General features: G+C 64.6%; 10 protein-coding genes. 3 read left to right on the forward strand and 7 right to left on the reverse strand.

The genetic code is table 11. The annotated features are described in order from the left end of the window. Nucleotides 1–10 precede the first annotated feature (10 nt). From NCR38_RS28000 to NCR38_RS28015, 4 genes are read right to left on the reverse strand one after another with little or no spacing between them, the layout of a single operon-like run. Nucleotides 11–823, reverse strand: a complete 813-nt coding sequence (locus NCR38_RS28000; protein WP_061118668.1) for an enoyl-CoA hydratase/isomerase family protein — start codon at nt 821–823, stop codon at nt 11–13. After that, nucleotides 820–1,989: a CaiB/BaiF CoA-transferase family protein gene (locus NCR38_RS28005; protein ID WP_086961138.1), complete on the reverse strand. Its 1,170-nt coding sequence runs from the start codon at nt 1,987–1,989 to the stop codon at nt 820–822. Before NCR38_RS28005 ends, NCR38_RS28000 begins: the two co-directional genes overlap by 4 nt. Then, a complete protein-coding gene (locus tag NCR38_RS28010; RefSeq protein ID WP_061118669.1) occupies nt 1,986–3,731 on the reverse strand; it encodes a hydantoinase B/oxoprolinase family protein in 1,746 nt (581 codons plus the stop codon). The genes NCR38_RS28005 and NCR38_RS28010 overlap by 4 nt, the downstream gene beginning before the upstream one ends. 4 nt (nt 3,732–3,735) lie before the next feature. Next, on the reverse strand, nt 3,736–5,781 hold the full coding sequence (locus NCR38_RS28015) for a hydantoinase/oxoprolinase family protein (protein ID WP_250477955.1): 2,046 nt from the start codon (nt 5,779–5,781) through the stop codon (nt 3,736–3,738). Between the two features lie 184 nt (nt 5,782–5,965). On the opposite strand from NCR38_RS28015, the gene NCR38_RS28020 reads away from it, so the two are divergent. After that, the gene (locus tag NCR38_RS28020; protein ID WP_061118671.1) at nt 5,966–6,919 is read left to right on the forward strand and encodes a LysR family transcriptional regulator; all 954 of its coding nucleotides are present in this window, start codon (nt 5,966–5,968) and stop codon (nt 6,917–6,919) included. Further along, a complete protein-coding gene (locus tag NCR38_RS34220) occupies nt 6,909–7,040 on the forward strand; it encodes a hypothetical protein (RefSeq protein ID WP_284502510.1) in 132 nt (43 codons plus the stop codon). The genes NCR38_RS28020 and NCR38_RS34220 overlap by 11 nt, the downstream gene beginning before the upstream one ends. Before the next feature lie 52 nt (nt 7,041–7,092). Here NCR38_RS34220 and NCR38_RS28025 read toward each other — a convergent pair whose 3' ends face one another. From NCR38_RS28025 to NCR38_RS28035, 3 genes are read right to left on the reverse strand one after another with little or no spacing between them, the layout of a single operon-like run. Next, nucleotides 7,093–7,530 (reverse strand): hypothetical protein, encoded by a 438-nt coding sequence (locus NCR38_RS28025; protein WP_061118672.1) that lies wholly within the window; start codon nt 7,528–7,530, stop codon nt 7,093–7,095. Further along, nucleotides 7,531–9,495 (reverse strand): RICIN domain-containing protein, encoded by a 1,965-nt coding sequence (locus tag NCR38_RS28030; protein ID WP_061118673.1) that lies wholly within the window; start codon nt 9,493–9,495, stop codon nt 7,531–7,533. It abuts the gene before it with no gap. A gap of 25 nt (nt 9,496–9,520) precedes the next feature. Next, nucleotides 9,521–10,165 carry an SCO family protein gene (locus NCR38_RS28035; RefSeq protein ID WP_409241442.1) on the reverse strand — a complete coding sequence of 215 codons (645 nt, stop codon included), beginning with the start codon at nt 10,163–10,165 and terminating at the stop codon, nt 9,521–9,523. Nucleotides 10,166–11,151: 986 nt separating this feature from the next. Here NCR38_RS28035 and NCR38_RS28040 point away from each other — a divergent pair. Next, nucleotides 11,152–12,822, forward strand: a complete 1,671-nt coding sequence (locus NCR38_RS28040) for a pyrrolo-quinoline quinone (RefSeq protein WP_250477956.1) — start codon at nt 11,152–11,154, stop codon at nt 12,820–12,822. Nucleotides 12,823–13,035: the final 213 nt, after the last annotated feature.

Consider the following 13,035-nt stretch of genomic DNA (forward strand, 5'->3'; position numbering starts at 1 on the left):
GCAGTCGAGGTTAGCGGCCCTGGAATCGGGGCGAGCGTTTCTCGTTGTAGGCGCTGATGCCTTCGAGACGATCCTCGGTCGGAATCAGCCGGTTGTACGCTTCGATTTCCAGATACAGCCCGGTGCGCAGGTCGCCCTGCATGCCGAGGTCGATTGCCTTTTTCGCCTGCGCGACCGACAGCGGCGCGCTCGTGCAGATGTCGCGCGCCGCGTCGATGGCATCGGCGAGCACGCGCCCCGGCTCGCACAGCCGGTTGACGACGCCCCACGCGAGCGCTTCGTGCGCCGTGAATTTCGCGCCGCGCAGAATCAGTTCCTTCGCGCGCCGCATGCCGATGGTGCGCGGCAGTTGTTGCGTGCCGCCGCCGCCCGGCATGATGCCGCGTTTGACCTCCGTGAAGCCGAATACCGCGCTTGCGCTTGCATACGCGAAGTCGCAGGCGAGCAGCAGTTCCAGTCCGCCCGCGACCGCCGAGCCGTTCGCCGCGCAGATGATCGGCACCGGGCAATAGGTGATCGCGCGGTTCATGCGCTCGAACAGGTAGTGCTGCACGCCGAACTGCTCGTCGGTCATGCCTTCGCGTTGCTTGAGGTCCGCGCCGCCGCAGAACGCACGCTCGCCCGCGCCCGTGAGGATCACGCAGCGATACAGCGCCGGGTTCGCTTCCAGCGCGCCGAATACCCGGATGATTTCCTCGCCCATCGTGGTGCTGATCGCGTTCGAGACTTCCGGGCGATCGAGCTTGACGACGAGGATCTGTTCGTCGATTTCTTCGAGCGTCAGCGTGTCGAGCGCGCCGACCAGTTGCGATGCAAGTTTCAAGATGTCTCCAGTGGCGTTTTCGCCAGCAGATGATTATGTTCGCCGAGCTTGGGCGTCACGCCCGTGTGCGCGGGCCGCGCGCCGCCGAACGAGATCGGCACGCCGACGACCGTCGCCGCGCCATCGTCGGTGGTGCGCAGCAGGTCGAGCGCCCTGGTCTGCTCGTGCTCCACGACCTGATCGATGGTCTGGATCGGGCCGCACGGAATGCCGGCCCGGTCGAGCGCATCGAGCCAGTGCGCGATGCCCTGCTTGCGGAACTGCGCATGCAGCAAGTCGATCAGCTCGACCCGGTTGCTCACGCGCGCGCCGTTGGTGACGAAGCGCGGGTCTTCGGCGAGCGCGGGGATGGCAAGCACGCCGCACAGGCGATGAAACAGGCGGTCGTTGCCCGCGGCGACCATGATGGTGCCGTCCGCGCATTCGAAGGCCTGATGCGGCACGATCGCGGCCGTCCCCGATCCCCAGCGCCCCGGCAGCACGCCCGAGGCGAGATAGTCGGCGATCTGGATGCCCGCCCAGCTGATCGCCGTCTCGTACAGCGACACCGACACGACTTCGCCCGCGCCCGTCGCCTGACGTCTGAAGAGCGCGGCGAGCACGCCTATCGCGGCCCATAGCCCCGTGCCCATGTCGTTCACCGACACCGGAATGCGCGACAGCGGCTCGCCCGGCTGGCCGAGGAAGCTCATCAGACCGGACAGCGCCTGCACGAGCGGATCGTAGCCGGGCTTGTCGCGCAGCGGTCCCGCCGTGCCGAACGCGCCGAGATTGCAGTACACCAGCGACGGCTTCATGCGCAGCATCTGTTCGCCACCGAGACCGTATTTCTCCGTGCCGCCCGCCTTCAGGTTCTGCAGCACGACATCGGCGCGGCGCGCGATCAGCTCGCGTAACGCCTGGGCTTCATCGGGATTCGACAGCGACATCGCGATGCTCTGCTTGCCGTGATTCACCGCATGAAACAGCGCGGCCGCGCCATCGACGAAGGGCGGGCCCCAGTCGCGCGCGTAATCGCCGTGTTCCGCGCTTTCGATCTTGATGACCTCGGCGCCCAGCGAACCGAGGATCATGCCGGCGTATGGCGCGGCGAGACTGTGGCCGATCTCGATCACGCACACGCCCGCGAGCGGCAGGGGCTGGCTCATCGTTTCATGCGTGCTCATTGCGCCGCCACTTCGAACGGCGCGTCGGCCGCTTGCTCCGGCGCCGCATCGCGTTGCCCGTATAGTCGCGCCGCCGCATCCGCGCTGATGTAGCCATCGGCGACATCGGCATCGATGCGCGCCTGCTCGCGTTCGCGCGGATCGCCATAACCGCCGCTGCCCGCGGGCTGCACCGTCACGCGATCGCCGCGATACACGACCGTCTGCCCGCCCTTCGCCGCAACCTTGTGTTCGCTGCCGTCGGCGCGCTCGACGACGCACTGGAAGCGCGTGCCCGGCTGGCCGCCGAAGTGGCCTTCGGGCGCCGAACGTCCGCGTTCGCCGGAGACGGTGAAGGTGGCTTCGTCATATTCGACGCGATACACGCGCCGCGATGTCAGCCCGCCGCGCCGGCGGCCCGCGCCGCCGCTGTCGGTGACGAGCGACCACTCCTCGACCATCAGCGGCGACGTCGCTTCGATCATCTCGACCGACTGGCTGCCCGCGTTGCCCACGTAGACGCGCACGCCGCTCACGCCGTCCTTGCCCGCGCGCGCGCCCATGCCGCCCGCGTGGACATCGTGCATGGTGACGAATTCCTGGCCGGTGCGGGCAACGCGCGCCGCATCGGTATCGCGTCCGCTGAAAATGCCCGCGCACGACGCGCAGTTGCTTTGTCCGGTGATGCGCTCCGGCACCGCGGGCGCGAGCGCCTTGAGCAGCAGGTCGATCACGCGCGGCGAGGTCTCCGTGTTGCCCGACACCACCGACGCCGGATAGCGGCAGTTCAGCACGCTGCCTTCGGGCGCGATGATCGTCACCGGCCGATAGCAGCCCTGGTTGATCGGGATGCCCGGATCGGTCAGCGCCTTCACGGTGAACCAGGTGCTGTTGCACGTCACCGATAGCGGACAGTTGATGCCGCCGCGTGCCTGCGGTCCGGTGCCGGTGTAGTCGAAAGTGATCTGGTCGCCCGTCTTGGTGATTTTCACCTTGAGCAGCGGACGCTCCTGCTTCCAGCCCGGCGCTTCGATCGGATCGAGATACTCTTCCGCTTCGTAGACGCCATCGGGAATGCGCGCGATCTCGGCGCGAATCAGCTTCTCCGAGTGATCGAGGCTCTGGCTCATCACGTCGCGCAACGCATCGGCGCCGTACTTCGCCACCAGTTCGCCGATGCGCCGGTCGCCCACGAAGGTGCCCGCGTATTGCGCCTGGATGTCGAGCAGCAGTTCGTGCGCGTTACGGCTGTTTCTCGTGAGCAGGTTGAGCATGTCCTGCACCGGCTCGTCGTTGCGATAGAGAAACACCGGCGGAATGCGGATGCCTTCGGCGAACACGTCCCACGTCGTGACCGTATAGCTGCCCGGCGACTGTCCGCCGATGTCCGTCCAGTGGCCGCGCGTCATCACGAAGGCGACGATCCTGCCGTCCGCGAACACGGGCCGCGTGAATTGCACGTCGGGCTGATGATTGCCGCCGCCCACGTAGGCGTCGTTGCTGACGATGACGTCGCCGGGGCGCAGATTGTCGCGCCCGACCGCTTCCACCGACACGCGCGTCGAGATGACGGCCGAGCCGAGCATCGTCGGAATGTCGTTGCCTTGCGCGACGAGTTGCATGTCCGCGTCGAAAATGGCGGCCGACGAATCGCCGCTCGCGTGCATGAGCGGGCTGCCGGCGGTGCGCATCATCGCGATCTTCATTTCACGCGCGACCGCGAAGAGACTGCTGCGAATGATTTCGTAAGTAACGATGTCCATGAATTCAGGCTGCCAGTTCGATGACGAGGTTGAGATCGGGATCGACGCGCGCGACATGCGACGCCTTCAGCACGGCGCAACTGCTGTGCTCTTCGATGACCGCCGGCCCCTGGATGGTCGCGCCGACCGGGATCTGCGTGCGCGCGAATACCGGCAGGGTGCGCGCGCGGTCGTCGAAATAAACCTCCCGGGTGCGCACCGGCTTCGGCAGTTCGCCGCCATCCGCGCTCGCGACGCAGCCGCGCCAGCCGGTCGTCGCCACGAGTTGCAGGCGCACATTGGCGATCACCACCGGCTTGTCCTTGCTGACGAAGTTCCATTGCCGCAGATGCGCGTCCTCGAAGGCCTGCGCGAGCGCTGCGCGGATGCCCTGCGCCTCGCCCTGCACTTCGACGGTGATGACGTCGGGCTGGCCCGCGTAGCGGCAATCGGCGAGGCGCACGACCTTCACGTTCCGCGCTTGCACACCGTGACGCCGCAACTCGTCCATGCCTTGCGCGGTCAGGTCTTCGAGCGCGGCGTGCAGGGCCGCGTCGTCGAGCATCGCGAGATCGCTTTCGAGCGGACGCTGATAGTCGTATTGCTGATCCGCGACCGTCATGCCGAACGCGCTGAAGAGACCCGGCAGCGGCGGGATGACCACGCGGCGGATGCCCATTTCGTGCGCCAGATCGACCGCGTGCACGGGCCCCGCGCCGCCGTAGCAGATGTAGGAGAACTCGCGCGGATCGTAGCCGCGCTCGACCGTCATGATGCGGATGGCCTGAGCCATCAGCGCATTGGCGACCGAGCGCACGACCTGCGCGGCTTCGGGCACGGAGACGCCGAGCGGCCTCGCGATGACTTCGTCGACGACGCGCCATGCCGCCTGCGCATCGAGCTTGAATTCGCCGCCGAGAAAACTGTCGGGATCGATATAGCCGAGCACCAGATTGCAGTCCGTGACGGTCGGACGCGTGCCGCCGCGTCCGTAGCACGCGGGACCGGGGTCCGCGCCCGCGCTCTCCGGTCCGATGCGCACGCCGCCGCCCGCGTCGATCCACACGATCGAGCCGCCGCCCGCGCCGACCGAGTCGATGTCGATGCTGGGCGAACGCACGGTGTAGGTATGCAGCAGGCTCTTGTTGCGCAGTTCGGGGCGGAAGTCGCGGATCAGCGAGACGTCGAAGGTCGTGCCGCCCATGTCGCCGAGGATCGCGTTCTTCAGCTCGCTCTTCTCGCAGTTGCGGATCGCCGCGGAGACGCCGCCCGCCGGACCCGATTCGAGCAGCACGATGGGCTTGTCCGCGACCATCGCCGGACCCGCGAGACCGCCGTTCGACTGCATGAAGAGGAACTCGCCCGCGAAGCCGTGTTGCGCCAGCGCACTGATGAGCCGCCCGATGTAGCGTCCGCAGACCGGGCCGAGCATCGCGTTGATGACCGTCGAGCTCGCGCGCTCGTATTCCATCGATTCGGGGTTCACCTCGTGCGATGCGCAGACGAAATGATCCGGCAACAGGCGGCGCAGCGCATCGACGGCTTCGCGTTCGTGCCGCGGATTGACGTGCGCATGCAGAAAGCACACGGCGACGGCTTCGACATCCGACGCGCGGATCTGATCGGCGAGCGCTTCGAGTTGCGCATGATCGAGCGGCGTTTCGACGCTGCCGTCATGGCGCAGGCGCTCGTTCACTTCGAGCCGCCAGCGGCGCTCGACGAGCGGACGCGGATTGTCGAACAGCAGATCGTAGAGATCGGCGCGATCGTGGCGCGACACGCGCCTCAGTTCGAGGATGTCGCGAAAGCCGCGCGTGGTGACGAGCGCCGTCTTCGCGCCGGTGCCCTCGACGACCATGTTGGTCGCCATCGTCGTGCCGTGCCCGAGAAACGAAACGTCGGCGCTGTCGGTGCCCGACAGTTCGAGAATCTTGCGGAAGCCTTCGATGGTGCCGATGACGCGATCCTTCGGCGTCGTCGGCACCTTGGTCGACCAGATGCGCCCTGTCTCATCGTCCACCATCACGACATCGGTGAAGGTGCCGCCGACATCGAGTCCGATTCTTTTCAATTTGCCTCTCTCCTGTGATGCGTGATTTCCGGTTCGCTTGCTCACGCCGCGTGTATTCCGGCATGATCGAGCCGCGCCGTCGAGCGCCGGGCTGCGACGAACATCGACGAAACCAGTTTAAAGAGGCATCGATGCGGCCAGATAATGAAACCTTCCGATCAGGTGAGACGTTGGAGTTATATCGGTGATAACCAGTATCGATGCGATATTGAGGCGGCTGCGCGGCAATCACGTCGCGCTTCTGATCGCGCTGGACGACCACGGCTCGCTGCGAAAGGCGGCCCAGCAGGTGTCGCTCTCGCAGCCCGCGACGACCAAGTCGCTGCGCGAAATCGAGGCGATGTTCGGCGCGGAGCTGTTCGCGCGATCGCCGCGAGGCATCGTGCCGAACGAACTCGGACGCTGCGTCATCCGTCATGCGCGCGCCGTGCGTTCCGAGATCGGCGCGCTGCGCGACGAGCTTGCAGCCATCATGCGCGGCGGCGGGGGCATGCTCGCCATCGGCGCCGTGATGGGCTCGATGCCCGAGTGGCTCGCGCCCATACTTCGCTCTTTGCGGGAAGTGCAGCCGGACGTGTCCGTCGAGGTCTGGGAGGACAATAGCGCCCGCCTGTTATCGATGCTCGATCAGCGTCTGCTCGATCTCGTCATCGGACGGCCGAGCATCAGCGTCCACCCGGAAGCCTACGATTTCATTCCGCTCGAGGTCGAGGAAGTGTGTCTGGTGGTGGACGGCGCCGATCCGCTCGCGAGCGTGCAGCGTCTGTCGCTCGCGGAGCTCGCCGACAACCCGTGGATCGTGCCGCAAGCCGCGCTGCCGATGCGCTCCCTGCTCGAACAGCTCTTCGACGACGCCGAGGTTCCCTTCCCGCGTTACGCCATCGAGACGTCTTCGACATTTGCCACGTTGTCGTTGCTGCGAGCGAGCGAGGGCACCGTCGCATTGATGCCGTTGAAGGTCGCGCAATACTTCCAGGTGCACGGCATGATGGCGGTGCTGCCGATTCGCATAGAACGACGCGGCGCGCCATACGGCATCGCCACGCGTCGCGGGGCCACGGCGACCGCGCCGGTACAGAGGTTCATCGAGCTATGCAAGCAGAAGCGGGACGAGCAGCCTTGGCGCAATGACATTTGAATCGAATCAGCCGCCGACGATCGCACCGATCAGCGCGGTGCTCAATGTGGCGAGCGAGGGCGCTGCATTCGTGACGGGGCAGATTCTCACCGCCGATGGCGGCAAGACCGTGACCTTCTAACACGGCGTTCTTGAGAGAAGCCGTCAACAGGCGGCCGAAGGCCAGACTACGATCATCGACGCACGACGAAGCGCCAGAGCGCCATGCACTGCGCATCGGTCATCCGATAGTGAGGCATCGACTTGCCAAGCAGGACGCCCGCCGGGTCGATGCCGTCTTTGACCGCCCGGCAGAAGGACGTCGCGTCATAGTGACTGATCGGCCCGCCCCGGCGACTTGTCGCGCCGAGCAGGGCGTCGTGTGTCAGCGGCGGCGCGAAGGCCGAAGCCTTCGACGTGCCTGTGTGGCAATTGACGCATCGGGTCGTCCAGGAAGGTAGCGGACGATCGTCGTCGCGCAAATGCGCGGACATCGGATGCTGCCCGCTGAAAATTGCACACCCTAGGTCGGCCCGATCGCACGCGGCCTCGCCGCGGGCAAGCGGTGTCAGCGCGAGGAGCGCAAGGCCGATCGCGATGGCCTGTGTTGCAGAGTGGTATCGCCGCACCATTCAATGCACGCGCAATACGCGCGAGACGCTCGGCACCCCGTTCGAGTTCAGCGCGAACAGCATGTAATAGCCGGGGACGACGACGCCCGGATCGGAAGGAATGTTCAAATGAAATTCGCCCGCGGTACCCACGCTGAATGTCAGCGGCACGCGTCGCTGCTCGTTGTTGAGCGAATGCGTGGAAGACGAGGAGCGCATCAGTACGAATGAGCGCACTGCCCTGCTGGCCGTCACCACGATCGTCGTGCCGAGCTGCGCGTCCGACGGAACGGACGAGAGGCTCGGCCGGGACGCGGCAGACCCGTCCGAATTCAGCAGATACGGCGGCGTCAATATCTCCACGTCGGTGTGATTGGTCGCGCATGATCCGCACAGTCCGCCGCCGCCGCTCAGCACGCGTCCGTCGTTCAGGAGCAGCGCCATGCTGTGATAAGTGCGCGGCACGGCCTGCGGGGCGAGCGGGGAAAACGAATTGGTCGCGGGGTCCCACAGCTCCGGGGTGAGCACCGCGTTGTCGTCCGAGAAAGGCGCAGCAAACGTCTGCCCGCCGACCACGACGACCTGTCCGTTCGGCAGCACGACGCTGTTGTTGAACGCGCGCCGGTAGCTCATCGGCGCAATGGTCCGCACTACGGCGTTTCCACTGCTGATGTCGATGAGCGTTGCATTGGCGGTGGCCGGCGATTGATCGTAGCTCGGCGCGCCACCGACGGTGAGAATCTTGCCGACGTCGTACATGACCGCGTTGCCGTTCATGGCATCGTTGTCGCTCCCGCGGTTGCCGGCCGCGGTCACGCTGCCGTTGCCGGCCGTATCGAACCAGTGCATGGCCCGGCTCGGTCCCGCGTGAAACACGCGTCCATCACCGACCGCGAACATCCATGCGTGATTGTCGGCGCGAAACAGACCGCCGGCGTCGTTCGTGAGGATGTAGTCGTCCGTGATGGCGCCGTTGATCCGCCAGCCCGAACCCGCGGTCCAGGTTTCACCGCTCTTGCCTCCGAGCCCGCCGCTCCACGAGCCGCCCACGAGGAACACGTCGCCGTTGCTCAATGTCACGCTGCCCTGATAGCCGCGCGCGATGTTCATCTGATCGCTCGCGGTCCACGAATTAGTCGAAGGCGAATAAATGCTGGTCAGTTTCGCGGTCGATCCGCCGGTCACGAAAATCCGGCCATCAGGAAGGTTGACGATGCCCGGGCAGAACATGTCATGTCCGGTATTGGTCACGATCACTTGCTGGCTCCTGCCCGTCGACGGATTGAAGATTGCCGTATACGTCCTGCGCGGCGGGTTCGCCCCCGGGGTGAAGTCGAGCGCGCTGTCAGCCGACCAGACCAGCACGTTTCCATTGGGCAGATTTGCGGCCTGCAGCGGAACGAGCGGCAGCGTGATGGGCGCCGTCCACTTCGAAGGCAATGCGGTTTTCTGCGGCGGCAAGCCGCTCACCATCCACGTCTGTGTCGCACCTCCATTGCACGCCTGCTGCCTCAACTGGGCACCCTGGGAAGTCGTGCTCGCCGCGCTCACGCATAAGCCGCTATGCCCCGCGACGATTGCGTAGCCCGCGCCTTGCGGCATCAACGTGAAGGCCTGATTCAAGCCACCATTGCAGGTCCACTGGATGATGGGGCCGCCCGGACTCAGGCTTTGGCCCGACACGTCCATGCACAGGCCGCTGTTCTGGTTGACGAGGGTGTACCGGGCGCCGGTCGCAGACGGGAGCCATTGCTCGTTTGCGCCGCCCCAGCAAGTCCAGGCGATCACCGGTGCGCCCGGTGTCGTCGACTGGCCGCTGACGTCCGCGCACAGGTTGGTGCCGCTCACGGTGACGGGAGCCGCGGTTTGCGCGCGCACACTGAGCGATACGCCGGACAACGCGAGCGATAACGCGATCAGCAGCAAAAAGCGCATGCATCGGACGAGCAGGCTGGGCGCGTGTCCCGTCGAATGAATTTCTGGCATGGTTGCTCCCCGTACATGAGGCTGGTTATGTACGTGCAAGCGCGCCGAGCACATCGCAGATGTCGTTGACGCGAGGAAGGTCGGCGCTTCGCCAGCGCAGCATCGCGTTGGCATCGAAGCAATAGACCTGCGTGGAATGGTCCGCGATGTCGCCGAGGGGCGTCTTGCTGCCCGACAGCGCCACGCGCACCCGGTCTACATCTGAAAGTGCTGGCGTCGCTGCATTCCACGCGGGACCGGCCTGAAAACGCTCGAGCCAGGCGCGCAATGCGGAGGGTGAATCGGAAAGCGGATCGATTCCAATCGACAACAACTGCACGGGATGACGGGCGCGGATTCCCGGGATCCGTTCCTGCACCGTGCTGAAAAGCGCGCCTTGCAGCGGGCATACGGTGCCGCAACCGGTGTAGATCGTCTGCAGTGCGGTTACACCCTGGTGCAGCATGTCATTCAGCAGGCGCTTCTTGCCGGTCTGGTCGACGAGCCAGGCATCGTCGAGACGAAGCGGCGGCGTGACGAGTCCGAGGCCGCCATGTTGCGCGAATGCGATGGGACTTACCGCACCAAGAGCGAGCGCGGCCATGTCGCAAAGCATGGAACGGCGGGTCAGCGAAGGCGCACGCATCCCGGATTTCGCGCAGTCCGGCAGCTTGTCGCGGCTGACCTGCATCGTACACATCGGCACTATGATGACCCTCGTTTCGAGCGCTCAGGGTGTGAACCGCACTGCGAACTTCCAGTAGGACGTGCCCGCGAAGACATGTCGCCGCCGCCCGGCCCTTTCGTATTGCGATGATCTTCGATCGAAGATTAGCAGCCCAAATCTGCGACAAAACTTCGTCTCATGAAATGAATAGATAAATATGTGCACTTGGACACATTCGTTTTTTAGAGCCGGAACAACTCGTCGAGCAGACCGATTTTTTTCTATATAAGGATGGCTTACTGGCATTGCTCTTTGCAGGACCGGCGAAGGGCAATAATGGACTTTCGAGTTTCTGAAATGGCAACTGGCGATGCACGTCAGGGACGTAATGAATCTTTCAAAACTTCCCGGAAGAATTTTTCGAACCCGCTCGCCAATATGGCGGACCTGACCGAATCGTAATCTTTTTGATCAACAAACGCCGCAAGCATGGAGAACGGCCGCCTCGAACTTGCATCGTCGTGTCGAAAATAATTTTTCGCGGCCGCATTGATTCGCTCTGCGATCTGCGATAGCTTTCAAACGGTCGTCACCGTCGAATGCTGCTCTGCCCGGCCCGGCAACAACCTGTTTCGTGAATTCGACAAGCGCCTGCGATGAAGCAAGTCTGTCCGGAAGCTCCCGCGTGGCACGCTATGCACCGGAGTCCTTCAATAGTCGCCGACGCATTTCATCGTTCGCCATAAAGCCCGTCAAGATTACAAACGCGTTGTCGTGCCGCTGCACGATAGCTTTCTGATCAGTGAAGACCAGGCGTCTCACGTTGCGCCCGAACGTTCGGTGGCGAAAAGGTCGTCGTGTGCTTCCGGTGTAAAAAGCGCTCGACGGGTCGCAGCGTCCGCCGCAAGACCGGGGCACTGCAATTGCTCTGACTGAAATTGCTCTGTTGCAGCACCGCCGTGGCGCGACAGCGCGGTGCCCGTGCCGGCTTTCGGAGAAGGAGAAAGCAAATGAATGCGCGTTTTTCCGCTTATGCCGCCGCACTCGGCGCCGTGCTGATCACGGCAATCATCGGCGCGTGCAGCGGCGGTGACTCCGGCGGCGATTCGACATCGGCCGCCGCGGCCAGGACGCCATCGAGCGTGTCGAATGCAGCGGGCGCGGCCGCCGCGAACCCGATGGACGTCGTCACCTGGCACAACGACATTGCCCGCACCGGCCAGCAACTGGCGGAAACGATCCTCACGCCCGCGAACGTTCGTTCGAGTACCTTTGGCAAGCTCGCCGTCTATTCCGTCGATGGCGTCGTCGACGCCGAGCCGCTCTTTCTCGCCGGCGTGCCGATCGCGGGCGGCACGCACAACGTGGTCTACGTCGCGACGGAGAATGCCAGCGTCTACGCCTTCGATGCGGACAGCGGCGCCGTGCTCTGGAAGGTCTCGACCCTCGGCAACGGCGAGTCGCCGAGCGACGACCACAAGTGCACGCAGATCACGCCGACCATCGGCGTCACGGCGACGCCGGTCATCGACCGCTCGCGCGGACCGAACGGTGCGATATATGTAGTCGGCATGTCGAAGGATGGCTCGGGCGGCTATCACCAGCGCATTCACGCGCTCGACATCACGACGGGCGCCGAGCTCTTCAACGGTCCGACGGAGATCCGCGCGACCTATCCGGGCACTGGCGCGGGCAGTCAGAACGGCACGCTCACGTTCGATCCGGGCCAGTACGCCGAGCGCGCGGCGCTGCTTCTGCTGAACGGCGTCGTCTATACCGCGTGGACCTCGCATTGCGATTACATGCCGTACACCGGCTGGGTGATGGGCTACGACGCGAACACGCTGCAGCAGGCGAGCGTGCTGAATGTCACGCCGAACGGCCAGATGGGTTCCATCTGGATGAGCGGCGCGGGCCTCGCGTCGGACGGCGAGGCGATCTATCTGCTCGACGCCAACGGCACCTTCGACCCGACGCAAAACGAGCACGAGATGCCGATCCACGACAACTACGGCAATGGTTTCCTGAGGCTCAACCTGGGGCCGCTCAGGGTGCAGGATTACTTTCAGCCGTCGAACACGGTGCAGGAGTCGAATCAGGACGAAGACCTCGGCTCGGGCGGCGCAATGGTGTTGCCGAATTTTGCCGATGCAAACGGCAAGGTCTGGCATCTCGCGGTCGGCGCCGGCAAGAACTCGACGATCTACGTCGTGAATCGCTTTTCGATGGGCAAGTTCGATTCGAACGCGGATCACATCTATCAGGAGCTCGTCGGCCAGATACGCGGACCGATGTTCGGGGCGCCCGCGTACTTCAACAACACGGTGTATTTCGGCGCGGTCGGCGACACCATCAAGGCGTTCAGGGTTTCGAACGCCGCGCTGTCGGGCACGCCTGCCAGTCAGACGCCGAACACATTCGGCTTCCCCGGTGCGACGCCGGGCATTTCCGCGAACGGCACGGCGAACGGCATTCTGTGGGCGGCGCAGAACGGCTCGATCGGCGTGCTGCGCGCTTACGACGCGAACAATCTGGCCAACGAGCTTTACAGCAGCGTCGATGCCGGCGGGCGAGACCAGTTCGGCCCGGGCAACAAGTTCGTCACGCCGATGATCGCGAACGGCAAGGTGTATGTGGGGACGAAGAGCGGCGTCGCCGTGTTCGGGTTGCTGTCGAAATAGCGAGAGCTCGCTCGCAGCGACCAGAACGAAACGTTCCCGCCGTCAGTATTGACGAAGCGAGCATCCGCAGGCGCGCCTCGACGATGTGCATGCGGATCGTCACACGTTCCGGCATCGGCCCCGATGCCGGAACCATCAAACAGTCAAACACTCGACGTTCGGCTATTCAAATTGTCGAACTCGAGTTCGTCTTCCCTCCTGAATCTCCAAGCA

Source organism: Caballeronia sp. INML1 (assembly GCF_023631085.1).
Classification (GTDB): domain Bacteria; phylum Pseudomonadota; class Gammaproteobacteria; order Burkholderiales; family Burkholderiaceae; genus Caballeronia; species Caballeronia turbans.

What these genes read in the sequence shown, in the direction of transcription:
- NCR38_RS28005 (WP_086961138.1), bottom strand. Translation starts at nt 1,989, where the DNA reads ATGAGCACGCATGAAACGATGAGCCAGCCCCTGCCGCTCGCGGGCGTG.
- NCR38_RS28010 (WP_061118669.1), bottom strand. Translation starts at nt 3,731, where the DNA reads ATGGACATCGTTACTTACGAAATCATTCGCAGCAGTCTCTTCGCGGTC.
- NCR38_RS34220 (WP_284502510.1), top strand. Translation starts at nt 6,909, where the DNA reads ATGACATTTGAATCGAATCAGCCGCCGACGATCGCACCGATCAGCGCG.
- NCR38_RS28025 (WP_061118672.1), bottom strand. Translation starts at nt 7,530, where the DNA reads ATGGTGCGGCGATACCACTCTGCAACACAGGCCATCGCGATCGGCCTT.
- NCR38_RS28030 (WP_061118673.1), bottom strand. Translation starts at nt 9,495, where the DNA reads ATGCCAGAAATTCATTCGACGGGACACGCGCCCAGCCTGCTCGTCCGA.
- NCR38_RS28035 (WP_409241442.1), bottom strand. Translation starts at nt 10,165, where the DNA reads ATGCAGGTCAGCCGCGACAAGCTGCCGGACTGCGCGAAATCCGGGATG.
- NCR38_RS28040 (WP_250477956.1), top strand. Translation starts at nt 11,152, where the DNA reads ATGAATGCGCGTTTTTCCGCTTATGCCGCCGCACTCGGCGCCGTGCTG.